The following is a 15,820-nucleotide window of genomic DNA, read 5'->3' as shown; positions in this document are numbered from 1 at the left end:
AATGATTGGTCAGTGATCGGTATGAAATGGCAATGTTCTCCCGTTCACTATCCGGTGAAAGAATAGCGGCGGGTCGATCAGGTTTTTGATTTTGCGGTCGGAAAAGTGGCACATAACGAGCCGGGCAAATGAAAGACGCGCAACCTGCGAGTGCAGATTGCGCGTCAGACTTTGCTATTCAACGCTGAGATATTTGCTCAGATGTTCGTTGTTGGGGTTATCGCCCCAGCCCTTGACCTTGTCGGCCACGAGCCAAAGGTTGGCGTCATTCATCAAAGGCGCAATCGGCTGGTCACGCATGATCAACGCTTCTGCTGCATGCAGAATCTTCGAGCGTTCTGCCGGATTGCGCTCTTCATAGGATTTCTTCATCAGCGCATCGAATTCCGGATTGGAATAATGCCCATAATTGAAGGTTTTATTGCTGCTGACATTGAGGTTGAGGAAGTTTTCCGGGTCCGCATAGTCGGCCGTCCAGCCTGCACGGGCAACGTTGAATTTGCCGCCTTCCTGCAGATAGGCGTAGTGCGATGAGATATCGAGATTCATCAGCGTCACATTGGCGCCCAATGTCTTCTTCCACATATCAGCAACAGCCGTTGCCACACGCTCGTGGTTCGGGTTGGTGTTGTAACGGATTTCGATGTTGAGCGGCTTGCCGCCTTCGCCAAAGCCCGCTTCCTTCAACAACTTGACGGCCTGATCATCGCGATCAAGCTGTGACAGGTCGGCAAAATCGGCCTTGGATGGTTCGCCGTAATTTTCCATGCCCGGAGGAACCAGAGAATAAACGGGCAATTTGGTGCCGTTGTAGATGTCCTTGGCGAGGAAGTCGCGGTCAACGGCCATGGAAAGGGCGCGGCGAACGCGAACATCATCGAATGGCGCGGTACGTGTATCAAAGGGGTAGTAATAGGTCGCCATCGCCGGGGTCACGTGGACCTGCTTGGCGTTGGCAGCGCGCATGCGTTCGATCTGATCGGAAGAGAAGTTGTAAACGAGGTCGAGTTCACCCGCTTCGTATCGTCGGACGGCTGCCGCCTGATCTTCCAGAGGATAGAAAATCACCTTGTCCAGTTTGACGTTTGCCGCGTCCCAATAATTCTCGTTCTTGGCAGCTGTCAGATGGTCGTTTGGTACATGCTCAAGCAGCTTGAATGCGCCATTGCCAACCAGCTTGCCCGGTTTGACGAAATCAGCACCATTCTTTTCAAAGCTTGCCTTGTTGATTGGCAGCGCTGTCTGGTGCGAAAGTAGCTCGATAAAGAATGGGGTTGGACGTTCGAGCGTGATTTCAAGAGTCTTGGCATCAATTGCCTTTACGCCGAGTTCTTCAAGCTTTGCATTACCCTTGTTGACCTTCTCGGCATTCTTGATCGGATAAAGAATATTGGCATATCCGGCAGCTGTTTTCGGGTCTTCGACGCGGCGCATCGAGAAGACAAAATCTTCAGCTGTTACAGGGGTGCCATCGGACCAGTTGGCCTTGTCGCGCAGTTTGAAGGTGTAAACTGTGCCATCATCGGAAACTTTCCAGCTTTCGGCGGTGCCCGGAACGATCTTGCCGTTGGCATCATAAATCGTCAGGCCTTCATAGAGGTCCTTGACGATGAATGCCTCGATATCAATCGAGGTCTGAGCCTGATCGAGCGTCTGCGGTTCACCGCTGTTGCCGCGATGCAGCACGGTCTCTGCCAGTGCCGGGCTTGCGCCTATCATCAGCGATCCAAGCAGCAGTGCCGCACGGAGATTGAGTTTCATCAATGACATTTTTTTAGTCCTTCCCCTTTGAAGAATTATGAAGGCATGAACAAAAGCCAAAATTTGGCCAAACGCAAGCCGTCGATTTTCCGAATTATGCGAATTGTGCGAGTCGCCGAAATGACCTAAATCGAGTTAAGAGCGGGAATAAGCAGCATTTTCAGGCTGTTTGGCGTAGAACCCAATTTTACGAAAACGTCAAAAAAAATGTGCATGATGTGGACCGTCGGGCCAATTCTCGCCTTTTTCTGATCAAAAATCGTCGTTGAGGCGCTATCGCACCACCTGTTTCGGCATTTTTCATGAAAATCGAAATTTGGTTATCGAAGCGTTTCGGATGCTGTTCAGATTTTAACACTAGTGATCAGAGCTGGCTGTCTTGCTATCTGATATAAGACTAAAGGATGAGGAAAATTTCCACCCAAAACGTCGCTTCAAGACACCGCAAACTTCCGTTTCGGGCTGCGGACAAAATTGGGTCCTTTTCGTGTTGTGATTTGCCGATTGGAAAAATCCTGTATGTTGTGTCGTCCCGCCTTTTTGAACATCAGCCAAACTCCATCGTGAATAACAGGTCAAATGCATGACGGCTCCGGTCATTCTCATCATTGCAGCTGTCGCCCTTTGTGTTGTCATGGGCTGCGCTTTCCTTGCATTGCGTTTGACCGGCAATAGCGGGTGGGCTGACACTTTCTGGTCGTTCGGTGTGGGCGCTATTGGCATTCTCTCGATTCTGTTTTCAGACGATATGGTCTCGTCATCGCGAAAATGGCTGGTGATCATTCTGCTCGCGCTCTGGTCGTTGCGGTTGGGTGGGCACATCCTCCTTCGCACACTCAACAGCGAGGACGATCCGCGTTATGCACGCTTGCGCCGGGAGTGGGGTCCCGCCGCCAATTCGCGCATGTTCTTTTTTCTGCAAAGCCAGGCATTCGCCGGAATTCTGCTTGTTATCAGCGTCTATATCGCCGCTGCCCGGCCCGACATAGATCTCGAATTTCCAGATTATCTTGGGTTCGTCCTCATGCTTATCGCGCTTGCGGGTGAAGCAATTGCCGATTGGCAGCTCAAGCGGTTTTCCCGCAATCCCGCCAATCGTGGCAAGATATGTGACACCGGCCTCTGGCGCTGGTCGCGTCATCCGAACTATTTTTTCGAATGGCTTGGCTGGGTGTCCTATGTGCTGATTGCGGCGGATTTCGATGGCGATTATGTACATGGCTGGCTGACGCTCGCCGCGCCTGTGCTGATGTACATACTGCTTCGCCATACGTCAGGTGTGCCGCCGCTGGAGGAGCATATGCTGGCGACACGCGGTCAGGCTTTCCGGGATTATCAGCAGCGCACCAGCATCTTTTTCCCCATGCCTCCGCAGAAATAACCGGAGCGGAAAAATACTCAGGGGCAAGGCAGATCAATCCACAGGATCGGCATTGCGCAGCAAGGCTTCCAGAGTTTCCAGCCGGTCCGCCTCAATCGGCGGCTTGTCCCAGCGCAGGCGTGAAATACGCGGAAACCGCATGGCAACACCGGATTTGTGACGTTTCGACCGGTTCAGGCCCTCAAAAGCTATTTCCAGCACGAGCCCATGATCCGGCTCCGCCCGCACAGACCGTACCGGGCCAAAACGCTCCGTCGTGTTGTTGCGCACATAGGCGTCGAGCTGTTTCAACTCTTCGTCGGTAAAGCCGAAATAGGCCTTTCCAACGGGCACAAGATGCGGGTTCTCGTCGGGCCCGGTCCACACGGCAAATGTATAGTCCGAGTAGAAGCTGGATCGCTTGCCATGACCGCGCTGTGCATAGACCAGCACGGCGTCAATGGTGAAAGGATCGCGTTTCCATTTGAACCATGGCCCTTTCGGACGTCCGGGCACGTAAGTGGAATCGCGACGCTTCAGCATCAATCCTTCGATGATGGGATGCGGAGGGCTTTTTCGCAGCTCCACCAGATCATGAAACGTTTCATAGGGCACGAGCGGTGACAAATCAAAACGCGTAGCGTCGAGTGTGGCGACAAACCGCTCAAGTTTTTCCCGGCGCTCAGTGAAGGGCAAAGCCCGGATATCATCCGCGCCATCAAACAGCAGGTCATACAGTCGCACGAAAGCCGGATGACTTTCCATTTGCTTGGCCGTGACAATTTTGCGGTTGAGCCGTTGCTGTAGATCACCGAAGGCACCGATCTCTATCGTGTCGGTGCTACTGCGTGCAACGAGCAGCTCGCCGTCCAGTGTGCCCTCGAAATTCATGGCATCGGCAATATCAGGAAAGGCATGGGAGATATCATCGCCCGTGCGCGAATAAATGCGGCGCTGCCCGGCCTCTGTCGTCAACTGTACGCGGATGCCGTCCCATTTCCACTCCGCCGCATAATCCTCTGCGATGATTTTCGCGTAATCGGTTTCTTCAAGCGGGGTGGACAGCATGACCGGCCGGAATGGCGCAGCGGCAAGACTTACCGGCTTTTCCGCTTTTCCTTCAAGCCAGGCGAACAGCGACTGATAGGGCGGCTTCAGCCCATGCCAGAGTTCTTCAATCTCACCGACATCCACTTTGCCGAAATCCGCCAGTGCCTGCTTGGCCAACCTTGCTGAAACGCCTATGCGCAGACCACCCGTAACCAGCTTCAAAAGGGCATAGCGGGCTGATGCATCGAGCTGATCGAGCCATTTTTCCACCAGCCTGATCGCATCGCTGCGTGAGGCGCGTGCCAGTGAAGCGACGACATCACCAAGGGTCGGAATGGCGTTGGCGCGCGATGGCTCTCTGGCTGTCCAGGCAAGAGAAATGGTTTCGGCAAGATCGCCGACATAATCATAGGAATAGGCAAAAAGCTGCTCATCCATACGCTCGGCAATGAGCCCCCGCAGCATGGCGGGTTTGACATTGGCTATGTCGAGATCACGCGTAATCGCCGCCAGGGCAAGGCCCCGGTCCGGGTCTGGTGTCTGCCTGAAATAGTCGACGAGCAGCGTGATCTTGCCATTGCGCTGCGGCGTCAGCACCAGCCGGTCAAGCAGCGCGGCAAATTCCTTCATCCATCTCCCTCGTCCTCATAGCCGACAAGATTGAGCGGCCGTGCGGCAAAACCATTCAGCTCGCACCATCTGACAAGCGCCTCTTCGCGTCCGTGGGTGACCCAGATCTGCGACGGCGCCAGCTCCTTGATTGTACCGGTAAGTTCATCCCAATCACAATGGTCTGACAGGATGATCGGCAACTCGACGCCCTGCTGGCGCGCCCGCTGGCGAATGCTCATCCAGCCGGATGCAAAGCATGATACGGGATCAGGAAAACGTCGCGCCCACCGGTCAAGGAAAGCCGATGGTGGCCCGACAACCACGCTACCGGCGAAATCCTGCGGTGTGCCCGTTTCCACGGTCGCGGAGGATAATGGTCCCAGATCAATACCCTGCGACTGGTAATAGTCGCAAAGCTTTGTCATTGCGCCGTGAATGTAGATCGTCTTGTCATAGCCCGCATCACGCATCATGCGAATAACGCGCTGTGCCTTGCCAAGTGCATAGGCGCCGACAAGGTGCGACCGCTCTGGAAACTGTGCAATCGATTTCAGAAGCTTGGCGATTTCGTCCATGGCATTGGGATGACGGAACACCGGTAGGGCGAATGTGGCTTCGGTGATGAACACATCGCAGGGCACCAGCTCGAAGCCAAGACAGGTGGGATCAGCCGCCCGTTTGTAATCGCCTGAGCAGACAATACGCATGCCATTTTTCTCAACCGCAATCTGGGCAGAGCCGAGCACATGCCCTGCCGGATGAAAGCTGACTTTCACGCCGTTGATCTCAGTGACAACGCCAAGTTCGGCTGTCTGCGTGGACCCGGCAAAATCATCGCCATAACGTATGCCCATAATATCAAGGGTCTGACGGGTGGCCATGACTTTCCGGTGGCCTGATCGCGCATGATCCGCGTGGCCATGGGTGATCAAAGCGCGTTCAACCGGGCTGACCGGATCGATATAAAAATCCCCGGCTGGTGAATAGAGGCCTTCCGGCGTTGATCGCAAAAGTTCTTCTGGGCGGGTCAGCATGGCTGGCACCCTGATACGGTGTTGCGACACCGCCCTCTGCCCTGTCGGCCTCCGGGACGAGCCACGGGTCTCGCCCGTCCTTTGGACCCCCCACAAGGGGGGAGATCACATTGACACGAGCGCTTTCCCACAACCGGAAGCATTGCAGATTGTGCAAAGGCAGTAATACAGCTGATCTCCCCCCTTGTGGGGGAGATGTCCGACAGGACAGAGGGGGGTGAAACCAACAACATGTCCTCCATGCTAAAGAAAACTTGGCGCTTTTCCCGCGCATCATTACATTCGCTCTTGTGAGCACCAAGACAAAGCCCCTTTTTGCTGAAGACAGCACACTCCTGCCAAAACCTTTCCTGGACTGGTTCCAGGCCAAGGGTTGGTCGCCCCGTGCGCATCAGCTGGAACTGCTTGAGGAGGCTGAGGCTGGTCATTCCGCCCTGCTCATTGCGCCGACGGGCGCTGGCAAGACGCTTGCCGGTTTTCTGCCCGCGCTGGTTGATCTTTCAACGCGCGGCAAGAGCAATACTACCAGCCGCGGCGTTCACACGCTCTATATCTCGCCGCTCAAGGCGCTGGCGGTTGATATTGAGCGCAATCTCGCCCGACCCATCGAAGAGATAGGGCTTGATATCACCATTGAAACCCGCACCGGCGATACGCCTGCCCATAAGCGGCAGCGCCAGAAGCTTATCCCGCCCGATATCCTCCTGACCACACCGGAACAGCTTGCTTTGCTGATCGCCAATAAGGATGCCGGCCGCTTCTTCTCGGATTTGCGCTATGTAATCTTTGATGAGCTGCATTCGCTGGTGACATCCAAACGCGGTCATCTTCTGTCGCTGGGATTGGCACGGTTGCGAAAATTGCAGCCGGGACTGCAAACAATCGGCCTTTCGGCAACGGTTGCGGACCCTGATGCTTTGCGGCGCTGGTTGCTGCCGCAGGTGAACGGCATGCCAATGGCCAGTCTGGTCAAAGTTGAAGGGGGTGCCAAACCCCATATTACCATCCTTGAATCCTCAGATCGTATTCCATGGGCTGGCCATTCGGCTGTTTATGCCCTGCCGGGTGTTTATGAAGCGATCAAACGGCACAAGACGACGTTGATCTTCGTCAATACCCGCAGTCAGGCGGAGCGCCTGTTTCATGATCTCTGGATGGCAAATGATGACAATTTGCCGATAGCGCTGCACCACGGCTCGCTTGACGTCAGCAAGCGCCGCAAGGTCGAAGAAGCGATGGCCAACAACGCGCTGCGCGCCGTTGTTGCCACGTCGACGCTTGATCTTGGTATCGACTGGGGCGATGTCGATCTGGTCATCCATGTCGGCGCACCCAAAGGTGCGAGCCGCCTCGCCCAGCGTATAGGCCGGTCCAATCACCGCATGGATGAACCGTCGCGGGCTATTCTCGTCCCGGCCAATCGGTTCGAGGTGATGGAATGTCAGGCAGCACTCGACGCAAACTATCTCGGGGCGCAGGACACACCGCCGCTTGGTGACGGTTCGCTAGATGTGCTTGCCCAGCATGTGCTGGGAATGGCCTGCGCTGAACCGTTTCATGAACAGGCGCTTTTTGATGAGATCACCACAGCCCTGCCCTATGCAACCCTCCCATATGAAACGTTTCATCGCATTGTCGACTTTGTGGCAACCGGCGGCTATGCGCTGAAAAGCTATGAGCGCTTTGCCAAGATACGGCAAACCGCCGATGGTACGTGGCGCGTCACCCATCCCCGTTTTGCCCAGCAATACCGGCTTAATGTCGGTACGATCATTGAAGCGCCCAGCCTCAATGTGCGCCTCACCCGCCAACGCGGCAAGGGCGGCAATGCGCGCGGTGGGCCGGTGCTTGGCAAAGTCGAGGAGTCGTTTCTTGAGGCACTGTCGCCGGGCGATACGTTCTTCTTTTCAGGGCGCGTGCTGCGCTTTGAGGGCATCCGCGAGAATGAATGTATCGTTTCAAATGCCGAAGGGTTTGACGCCAAGATCCCCGCCTATGCGGGTGGCAAATTCCCGCTGACCACCTATCTCGCCGATCAGGTACGCTCGATGCTTGCGGACCCTGATCGCTGGGGCGCCCTGCCCGATCAGGTCAGCGACTGGCTGCGCATCCAGAAGGAAAAATCCGTGCTGCCCGATCCCGGCAGTTTGCTGGTTGAAACCTTTCCGCGCGGCGAGCGCTATTACATGGTGGTCTACCCCTTTGAAGGCCGGCTTGCGCATCAGACGCTCGGCATGCTGCTGACGCGGCGGCTTGAAAGGGCAAAGGCCCGGCCTCTCGGCTTTGTCGCCACGGATTACGCCCTGTCGATCTGGGGATTGCGCGATATGGGCCGCATGTTCAGGAATGGCGAACTCCCCCTCTCCGAGTTTTTCGATGAGGATATGCTGGGCGATGATCTTGAAGCGTGGCTGTCTGAAAGCTGGATGCTCAAGCGCACATTCCGCAACTGTGCGCTGATTTCCGGCCTCGTTGAAAAGCGCCATCCCGGACAGGAGAAAACCGGGCGGCAGGTCACGGTCTCGACTGATCTGATCTATGACGTTCTGCGCACGCATGAGCCTGACCATATCCTCATTCAGGCCACACGCGCCGATGCGGCTACCGGGCTTCTCGACATTCGCCGCCTTGCCGATATGCTGGCACGAATCAAGGGTCATATCATTCATAAGGATCTCGACCGGATATCACCGCTCGCTGTCCCAGTGATGATGGAGATCGGCAAGGAACGCGTTCCGGGTGAAGCTCACGAAACGCTTCTGGAAGAGATAGCAGACGAGTTGACCCGCGAGATGATGGAAGGCAAATGAATCTGGCGGTTCACACAACAAGGACAATGCTGCACGGCGCTGTTGAAATTGACATCGCCGGGCACACGGCCATCTGTGATCCATCCGGAGCGCTTTATCTCGAAGCCGACCGCATCCTCATCGTGTCGGACCTGCATTTCGAAAAGGGTTCATCCTTTGCCCGGCGCGGCATGATGCTGCCGCCCTATGACACGGCTTCCACACTTAAAACGCTGGCGGCGTGTATCGCCCGTTATCACCCCGCCTGCGTCATCAGCCTTGGCGACAGTTTCCACGATGGCGATGCCGCGGCCCGCCTGCCTGAGATTTATGCGCAGCAGCTTGCAGCACTCATGCAGGGCCGCGACTGGATATGGATCACCGGCAATCATGATCCTGACCATCCTGCTGATCTTCCCGGTGATACCTATACGGAACTTGCCTTCGGCTCGCTGGTGTTTCGCCATGAACCGTCCAAGGGCTCACCTTTGGGCGAAATCGCCGGACATCTGCATCCCGCGGCAAAAGTCGTCAGGCGTGGCCAGGCGGTGCAGCGGCGTTGCTTTGTCAGCGATCATGCACGCATGATCATGCCTGCGTTTGGCGCCTATACCGGCGGTTTGAATGTTCTTGGCCGGGCCTTTCACGGCCTGTTTGATGGCACCAACCTCAAGGCCTATATGCTCGGTCATAACAGGGTTTATCCCATGCTGCGCAAGGCTTTGTACCCCTGATTGATGTTCGTAACGCACTTGTATGAGGTAAGGAAATTCCTTACATTGTGCGATAAGGAGCCTCATTATGATCACGAGCAAAATGACGAGCAAGGCACAGACAACGATACCGCAGGCGGTGCGCACGGCGCTTAAACTGAAACCGGGCGATGAGATCGCCTATCAGATCGAAGATGGCCGTGTGATTCTCATGCGCACGGAAACCGGGGTGGTCAATGACGACCCATTCGCAACCTTCTCGGAATGGGATGGCGATGCGGACAGAAGTGCCTATGCAGACCTTTAAAGCGGGAGACATTGTTCGTGTGCCTTTCCCCTATACGGATCGGAACACGCGCCAGCACAGGCCAGCACTCGTTATTTCCAACGGCACTACCGGCGAGAACAAAGATTTTCTTTGGGTGCTCATGATTACGAGTGCTGAAAACAAGCGATGGGAAAATGATGTTCCAATCCCATTGCATCATGAGGCGGGATTGCCCGCGCCATCTGTTATTCGACCATCAAAAATAGCCACTATAGAGACCGCGCATGCTGATCGTCTGGGGCAGGTAAGCGAAGTGATTTTCGAGCAAGTGAAGCTAAAAGTAGCGGCAATCCTGAAATTATAGCCGATTTATTTCCACGCCATCCCCACTTAGCGTTTCCTAGCGAGATTATAGAATTCGCTACGTTCCCGTTTCCCTACGGTCACGACGAGCACCGTTATGGTTTCGTCATTGACCCGATAAACCAGTCGGTAGCCCACCTGTCGCAGCTTGATTTTGTAATGATCGGGCATGCCATGCAGGGCGGCATTGGGGACGCAAGGTATCTCGAGCCGCTCCCTTAGCTTCTTGACGAGTTGCTGGCGGATCGTCGCACCCAGTTTGCCCCATTCCTTGCGGGCGGACGGAAGGAACTCAAGCTTAAAGGTCATCAATATCGACGGATATGCCCTGTTCGTCCGCGCGGGATTTAATGATTTCAGCCAGATGAATATCATCAAGCCGATCAAGCATGGCCTCGTAAACATCCGCCGGGACCATATAGGCCATGACACGATTGTGATTGAGTACAGCCACCGCCTTGCCCTGCGCCTCATTCATGATGGCGGTCGGACTTTTCTTGAGGTTTGATACGGTCACCGCCACCGAGGCTTCGACACGTTGCATGGCAATCTCCATTAGTATGAAATTTAGTACTTATATAAAGGTCAAAATCGAGCGTGATCAATTGGCAGGCGGCCATCTTCCTTGAGTGTATCAAGCACAATGGCGGTTTTGACGTTCTGTACGGATTCATGCGGTAGCAGCACCTCATTGACGAAGGCGGAAAGTGCGCGCAGGTCTGGCGTGACCACTTTAATGAAATAATCCATCTCGCCGGTGAGCGCATGGGCCTCCATCACCTGCGGCAGTTTTGAAATCAGCTCGGAAAACCGGCGGGAGTTGTCGCGATTATGGGTCGCCAATGTCACCGAGATGATGTTGACAATGCCAAGGCCGAGCTTTTCCCGGTCAATCTCCGCCCTGTAACCTCGGATAAATCCCTCTTCTTCCAGCCTTGAACGGCGGCGGGAGCACTGGGAGGCCGACAGGTTGATCCGTTCGGAAAGTTCGTTGTTCGTGAGTCGTCCGTCCTCCTGCAGGGAAAACAGTATTTTGCGGTCAAATGCATCAAGTTGTTCCATTCATGCATTCCTTATCAATTACATGCACGATACATGCATATTATGTCTCCGGCGAGCGTCGAAATGCAAGCACTTTGCATGTGCTTTGCGCGATAATGCTGCGAGCCAGAGGAGGATGTTATGGGCCCATTTCCGCACGACGCACCTGTTGCCACCATCAGCAAGGATAATCCTGCTGGAACCGATGGCTTTGAGTTTGTCGAATTCGCGCATCCCGAACCGGAAAAGCTGGAAGAACTTTTCACCCGCATGGGCTATAAGCCCGTTGCCCGGCATCGTTCCAAGAACATAACGCTGTGGCGCCAGGGCGATATCAATTACATCCTCAATGCTGAACCGGGTTCCCATGCGACGAAATTCGTTGGGGAGCACGGTCCCTGTGCCCCATCCATGGCCTGGCGCGTGGTTGATGCCAAGCATGCCTTTGATCATGCGGTTGCCAAGGGTGCGACGCCTTATACTGGCGACGATAAGACCCTTAATGTTCCTGCTATTGTCGGTATTGGTGGCTCGATGCTGTATTTCATCGAGAAGTATGGCGAGAAGGGCTCTGTCTATGATGATGAGTTCGAATGGCTGGGCGAGCGCGATCCGAAACCTGAAGGTGTCGGTTTCTACTATCTTGATCACCTCACCCATAACGTCTATCGCGGCAATATGGATAAGTGGTGGGCGTTCTACCGCGAGTTGTTCGGCTTCAAGCAGATTCACTTCTTTGATATTGCAGGCAAGCTTACGGGGCTTGTCTCCCGCGCCATCACCTCGCCATGCGGCAAGATCCGTATTCCCTTGAATGAGTCGACTGACGACAAGAGCCAGATCGAGGAATATCTGCGCAAGTACAAGGGCGAAGGCATTCAGCACATCGCTGTTGGCACCGAAGGCATTTACGACGCGACGGATAAGCTTGACGAAAATGGTCTCAAGTTCATGCCGGGTCCGCCCGAAACCTATTACGATATGTCGCATGACCGTGTGCATGGCCATGACGAGCCGATTGAGCGGATGAAGAAACACGGCATTCTCATCGACGGCGAAGGCGTTATTGATGGGGGCATGACAAAAATCCTGCTGCAGATTTTCTCCAAGACGGTCATCGGGCCGATTTTCTTCGAATTCATCCAGCGCAAGGGTGACGAAGGCTTTGGCGAGGGCAATTTCCGCGCCCTGTTCGAGTCAATCGAAGAAGACCAGATCCGCCGCGGCGTCATCAAGGTTGATGCAGCGGAATAAATCTCAAAACCGCGTGAGTAGTTCCTGCTCACTCACGCGGCTTGGCCTTATCCGGGTGTGCCGCTGCAAAAGCCTTCAGCTTTTCGCAGCGTTTGGTGATGGCATTTACGCGCTTCAACCCTGAAATATCCGCGCCCCAGCGGCGGGCATTATAGACCTGTGGCACAAGGCAGAAATCCGCCATTCCCGGCTTATCGCCATGACAGAACTTGCCGGTATCAGGATTGTCCAGAAGCCTCTCAAAGGCTTCCAATCCTTCCCCAATAAACTTCTGCATCCATGCGCTGCGGGCAGCATCGCCGCCGCCGGTGATCTCCATGACATGTGTGACCACCCCCGTATTGCAGGTGGGGTGAATATCCATCGCAATCGCATAGGACAGTGCGCGCACCCGCTGTCTGCCAGCGGGATCAGGCGGCAGGAATGCGGCATCAGGGTAAATCTCATCGAGATACTCAATGATTGCCAGCGACTGGCTCATCATCCGCCCATCCATCGCCAATGTTGGAACCAGCCCTTGCGGATTGCGGCTGAGATTATCAGGGTCCTTGTGTTCGCCCTTCAGCAAATTGACGGGAACGGTCTCATATTCAAGCTTGAGGCTCTGGAGTGCTATGCGCACCCGGTAGCTTGCCGATGACCGCCAATATTCAAAGAGGATGAGTCCGCTCATTCCTCAGTTCCCCGTTTCGTAGCGTGTGACCTGCTGTTCGATCGCTCCAAAAATGGAGTGACCAGCCCTGTCCTTCATTTCGATGCGCACCGTGTCGCCAAATTTCATGAAAGAGGTCTTGGGCGCGCCGTGATTGATCGTTTCGATCATGCGGATTTCCGCAATGCAGGAATAGCCCGCTCCGCCTTCCGCAACAGGCTTACCCGGTCCGCCATCAAGCTTGTTGGAAACCGTGCCCGAGCCAATGATTGTGCCTGCGGCAAGTGGTCGGGTTTTCGCCGCATGGGCAATGAGAACAGGGAAATCGAAGGTCATATCGATACCCGCATTGGCTCGTCCGAATGGCTTGCCGTTATAATCAACACTGAGCGGCAGATGTACCTTGCCGCCGTCCCAGGCGTCGCCGAGTTCATCGGGCGTCACAGCCACTGGCGAGAAAGCGGAGGAAGGCTTTGACTGGAAGAAACCAAAACCTTTTGCCAGTTCAGCCGGGATCAGTCCGCGTAGGCTCACATCATTGACCAGCATGATGAGGCGGATGGCACCCCGTGCCTGATCTGGTGTTGCGCCCATCGGTACATCATCGACAATAACGGCTACTTCACCTTCCATATCGATGCCATAAGCTTCATCAGCCATCACGATAGGCGCGCGCGGGGCGAGAAAACTGTCGGAGCCGCCCTGATAGATCAGCGGATCGGTCCAGAAGCTGTCGGGCATCTCCGCGCCGCGTGCCTTCCGCACAAGTTCGACGTGGTTGACGTAAGCCGAGCCATCGGCCCACTGAAAAGCGCGGGGCAGCGGCGAAAGCGCCTCATGCTCATGAAAACGCTCCGATGGCACCGAGCCATGGTCGAGGCTTTCGGCGAGTGCCTCCAGATGCGGAGCAATCCGCGCCCAGTTGTCGAGTGCCGATTGCAGCGTGGGGGTCAGAAACGATGCGTCGGTAAAGCTGGTCAAATCCTTGGACACGATGACGAGTTTGCCGTCGCGGGTTCCATTGTTCAGTGATGCGAGTTTCATTCGGACCAGTCTCCCTCGGGTGTTCCATTGAACCGCTTTTTCAGGTCCGTCCAGCAATCGGCATAATTATCCTGCAGCGATTCCAGCTCCGCCGCAAAGCGGGTCAGATGCTGCGGAAAACGGGTTTCGAACATGAAGGCCAGCGTATTTTCCAGCTTGTGCGGCTTGAGTTCCACGGTTGATGCCTTGTTGAATCCCATTGTATCCGGCCCATGTGGCAGCATCATATTGTGCAGGCTCATACCGCCGGGAACGAAGCCCTCTTCCTTGGCGTCATACTGACCATAAACCAATCCCATGAATTCCGACATGATATTGCGATGGTACCATGGAGGGCGGAAACTATGCTCGGCAACAAGCCAGCGCGGCGGGAAAATAACGAAGTCGACATTGGCAGTTCCCTCCTCACCCGATGGGGCGGTGAGCACCGTAAAGATCGATGGATCGGGATGATCGAAGAGAATGGCACCAACAGGTGAGAAGGTGCGCAGATCATATTTATAAGGTGCGTAATTGCCGTGCCATGCCACGACATCAAGCGGCGAATGGCCAAGGCCTGTTTTATAGAACTTGCCACACCATTTTACATGCAGGCGGCATGCTGTTTCCTTGTCCTCATAGGCGGCAACCGGCGTCTTGAAATCGCGCGGGTTGGCAAGGCAATTGGCGCCAATCGGCCCGCGATCGGGCAGCGCGAACTTTGCGCCGTAATTTTCGCAGATATAGCCGCGGGCTTCGCCGTCGATTGCGGCAACCTTGAACACCATGCCGCGCGGGATGATGCAGATTTCCGACGGCTCGATTTCCATGATGCCCATTTCAGTGAACACGCGCAGACGGCCCTTTTCCGGCACCAGCAGCATCTCGCCATCGGCGTTGAAAAAGTAGTCATCGTCCATATCGCGGTTGAATGCATAGACATGTGCGGCCATGCCAACCTGACCATGCACGTCGCCAGCTGTCGTCATGGTGCGGATGCCGTCTATGAAATTGACCGGCTCCTTTGGCATCGGCGTCGGATTCCAGCGCAGCTGGCCGATCGGGAGTTCATGATCATCGAGATTGGGCGCGGTTTTCCAGTCTTTGCGAGACGTTGGCGTAAAACGCCCGGAGTGTTTCACCGATGGACGAATGCGGTAAAGCCAGGAGCGTTCGTTGATCCCGCGCGGTGCGGTGAAGGGCGACCCCGAGAGCTGCTCGGCGTAAAGCCCATAGGCGCAGCGCTGCGGCGAATTTTGCCCCTGCGGCAGCGCGCCGGGAAGAGATTCAGTTTCGAAGTCATTGCCGAAGCCCGGCATGTAATGAAGGGTCATGATCAGTCCTCCCGATCTTTCGAAGATATTTAGTTGCATTTGTGACGATCTATTTTGTAACTATCAACGGTAAAGGAGATCAAATGACGGTTAAAGAGAACGAGGCGGGGCTGCCGCCACTCATTCTGGAGGATTTCATACCCTACCGGTTGAACAAGGCGGCTGAAGCGATCAGCCAGCGATTTGCCAGCCAGTACCGGGATGAATATGGGCTGACGCGTCCGGAGTGGCGCACGCTGGCGACACTTGGCCAGTTCGGTGCTTTATCCGCCACGGCGATTGGCGCGCATTCTTCAATGCACAAGACGAAAGTCAGCCGCGCAGTATTCTCTTTGGAACAGCGCCATTGGCTCAAACGCAAGCGCGATGATGCCGACCGGCGCACGGAACATCTCGAACTGACACCGGCCGGACGCAAGGCGTATCAACGCCTGACGACGCTCGCGCATAATTACGAGACGGAGCTTTTTGCCCGGCTTGGTGAACGGGGAGCAAGGGATTTGAAGGCAGGGCTTGCGGCACTTGAGGCCTATTACCGGCAAGGCCGATAACAGGTCTCTGTCCTA

The 15,820-nt window shown here is 55.2% G+C and carries 16 protein-coding genes; 7 read left to right on the top strand and 9 right to left on the bottom strand.

Translation table 11 applies throughout. The features are described 5' to 3' along the window. Positions 1–174: 174 nt before the first annotated feature. The gene (locus FHW17_RS14290) at positions 175–1,770 is read right to left on the bottom strand and encodes a peptide ABC transporter substrate-binding protein (RefSeq protein ID WP_182510156.1); all 1,596 of its coding nucleotides are present in this window, start codon (positions 1,768–1,770) and stop codon (positions 175–177) included. A gap of 574 nt (positions 1,771–2,344) precedes the next feature. Between FHW17_RS14290 and FHW17_RS14285 the strand changes: the two genes are divergently transcribed. Beyond that, on the top strand, positions 2,345–3,142 hold the full coding sequence (locus tag FHW17_RS14285) for a DUF1295 domain-containing protein (RefSeq protein ID WP_113096475.1): 798 nt from the start codon (positions 2,345–2,347) through the stop codon (positions 3,140–3,142). 33 nt (positions 3,143–3,175) lie between these two features. Here FHW17_RS14285 and FHW17_RS14280 read toward each other — a convergent pair whose 3' ends face one another. Both FHW17_RS14280 and FHW17_RS14275 read right to left on the bottom strand, forming a co-directional pair. Further along, positions 3,176–4,801: a cisplatin damage response ATP-dependent DNA ligase gene (locus FHW17_RS14280; RefSeq protein WP_182510155.1), complete on the bottom strand. Its 1,626-nt coding sequence runs from the start codon at positions 4,799–4,801 to the stop codon at positions 3,176–3,178. Continuing rightward, positions 4,798–5,817, bottom strand: coding sequence for a ligase-associated DNA damage response exonuclease (locus tag FHW17_RS14275; RefSeq protein WP_112527868.1), 1,020 nt, complete (start codon positions 5,815–5,817; stop codon positions 4,798–4,800). The genes FHW17_RS14280 and FHW17_RS14275 overlap by 4 nt, the downstream gene beginning before the upstream one ends. A gap of 290 nt (positions 5,818–6,107) precedes the next feature. On the opposite strand from FHW17_RS14275, the gene FHW17_RS14270 reads away from it, so the two are divergent. From FHW17_RS14270 to FHW17_RS14255, 4 genes are all read left to right on the top strand, one after another. Beyond that, positions 6,108–8,627, top strand: coding sequence for a ligase-associated DNA damage response DEXH box helicase (locus tag FHW17_RS14270; RefSeq protein ID WP_182510154.1), 2,520 nt, complete (start codon positions 6,108–6,110; stop codon positions 8,625–8,627). A gap of 26 nt (positions 8,628–8,653) precedes the next feature. After that, positions 8,654–9,340 (top strand): ligase-associated DNA damage response endonuclease PdeM, encoded by a 687-nt coding sequence (gene pdeM / locus FHW17_RS14265; protein WP_182510203.1) that lies wholly within the window; start codon positions 8,654–8,656, stop codon positions 9,338–9,340. A gap of 67 nt (positions 9,341–9,407) precedes the next feature. Next, a complete protein-coding gene (locus tag FHW17_RS25360; protein ID WP_112522394.1) occupies positions 9,408–9,626 on the top strand; it encodes a type II toxin-antitoxin system PrlF family antitoxin in 219 nt (72 codons plus the stop codon). Then, the gene (locus tag FHW17_RS14255; protein ID WP_182510153.1) at positions 9,613–9,951 is read left to right on the top strand and encodes a type II toxin-antitoxin system PemK/MazF family toxin; all 339 of its coding nucleotides are present in this window, start codon (positions 9,613–9,615) and stop codon (positions 9,949–9,951) included. The genes FHW17_RS25360 and FHW17_RS14255 overlap by 14 nt, the downstream gene beginning before the upstream one ends. Positions 9,952–9,977: 26 nt before the next feature. Here FHW17_RS14255 and FHW17_RS14250 read toward each other — a convergent pair whose 3' ends face one another. From FHW17_RS14250 to FHW17_RS14240, 3 genes are read right to left on the bottom strand one after another with little or no spacing between them, the layout of a single operon-like run. Then, positions 9,978–10,259, bottom strand: coding sequence for a type II toxin-antitoxin system RelE/ParE family toxin (locus tag FHW17_RS14250; RefSeq protein ID WP_182510152.1), 282 nt, complete (start codon positions 10,257–10,259; stop codon positions 9,978–9,980). After that, positions 10,249–10,494, bottom strand: a complete 246-nt coding sequence (locus FHW17_RS14245; protein WP_182510151.1) for a type II toxin-antitoxin system Phd/YefM family antitoxin — start codon at positions 10,492–10,494, stop codon at positions 10,249–10,251. Before FHW17_RS14245 ends, FHW17_RS14250 begins: the two co-directional genes overlap by 11 nt. 41 nt (positions 10,495–10,535) lie before the next feature. Beyond that, the gene (locus FHW17_RS14240; RefSeq protein ID WP_182510150.1) at positions 10,536–11,012 is read right to left on the bottom strand and encodes an Lrp/AsnC family transcriptional regulator; all 477 of its coding nucleotides are present in this window, start codon (positions 11,010–11,012) and stop codon (positions 10,536–10,538) included. Between the two features lie 120 nt (positions 11,013–11,132). Between FHW17_RS14240 and hppD the strand changes: the two genes are divergently transcribed. Next, positions 11,133–12,245: a 4-hydroxyphenylpyruvate dioxygenase gene (gene hppD, locus FHW17_RS14235; RefSeq protein ID WP_112522399.1), complete on the top strand. Its 1,113-nt coding sequence runs from the start codon at positions 11,133–11,135 to the stop codon at positions 12,243–12,245. 28 nt (positions 12,246–12,273) lie between these two features. Here hppD and maiA read toward each other — a convergent pair whose 3' ends face one another. From maiA to hmgA, 3 genes are read right to left on the bottom strand one after another with little or no spacing between them, the layout of a single operon-like run. Next, positions 12,274–12,918, bottom strand: a complete 645-nt coding sequence (gene maiA / locus FHW17_RS14230) for a maleylacetoacetate isomerase (protein WP_112522400.1) — start codon at positions 12,916–12,918, stop codon at positions 12,274–12,276. Positions 12,919–12,921: 3 nt separating this feature from the next. Continuing rightward, on the bottom strand, positions 12,922–13,941 hold the full coding sequence (locus FHW17_RS14225; protein ID WP_112522401.1) for a fumarylacetoacetate hydrolase family protein: 1,020 nt from the start codon (positions 13,939–13,941) through the stop codon (positions 12,922–12,924). Continuing rightward, complete coding sequence (gene hmgA / locus FHW17_RS14220) at positions 13,938–15,254, bottom strand: homogentisate 1,2-dioxygenase (RefSeq protein ID WP_162700298.1); 1,317 nt, start codon at positions 15,252–15,254, stop codon at positions 13,938–13,940. The genes FHW17_RS14225 and hmgA overlap by 4 nt, the downstream gene beginning before the upstream one ends. 83 nt (positions 15,255–15,337) lie before the next feature. On the opposite strand from hmgA, the gene FHW17_RS14215 reads away from it, so the two are divergent. Continuing rightward, a complete protein-coding gene (locus tag FHW17_RS14215) occupies positions 15,338–15,805 on the top strand; it encodes a MarR family transcriptional regulator (RefSeq protein WP_112522403.1) in 468 nt (155 codons plus the stop codon). Positions 15,806–15,820 lie beyond the last annotated feature (15 nt).

This window comes from Phyllobacterium sp. P30BS-XVII (assembly GCF_014138335.1).
Classification (GTDB): domain Bacteria; phylum Pseudomonadota; class Alphaproteobacteria; order Rhizobiales; family Rhizobiaceae; genus Phyllobacterium; species Phyllobacterium meliloti.
Note: the sequence above shows the minus strand (reverse complement) of the source record. Positions and strands in the feature narration are given on the sequence as shown.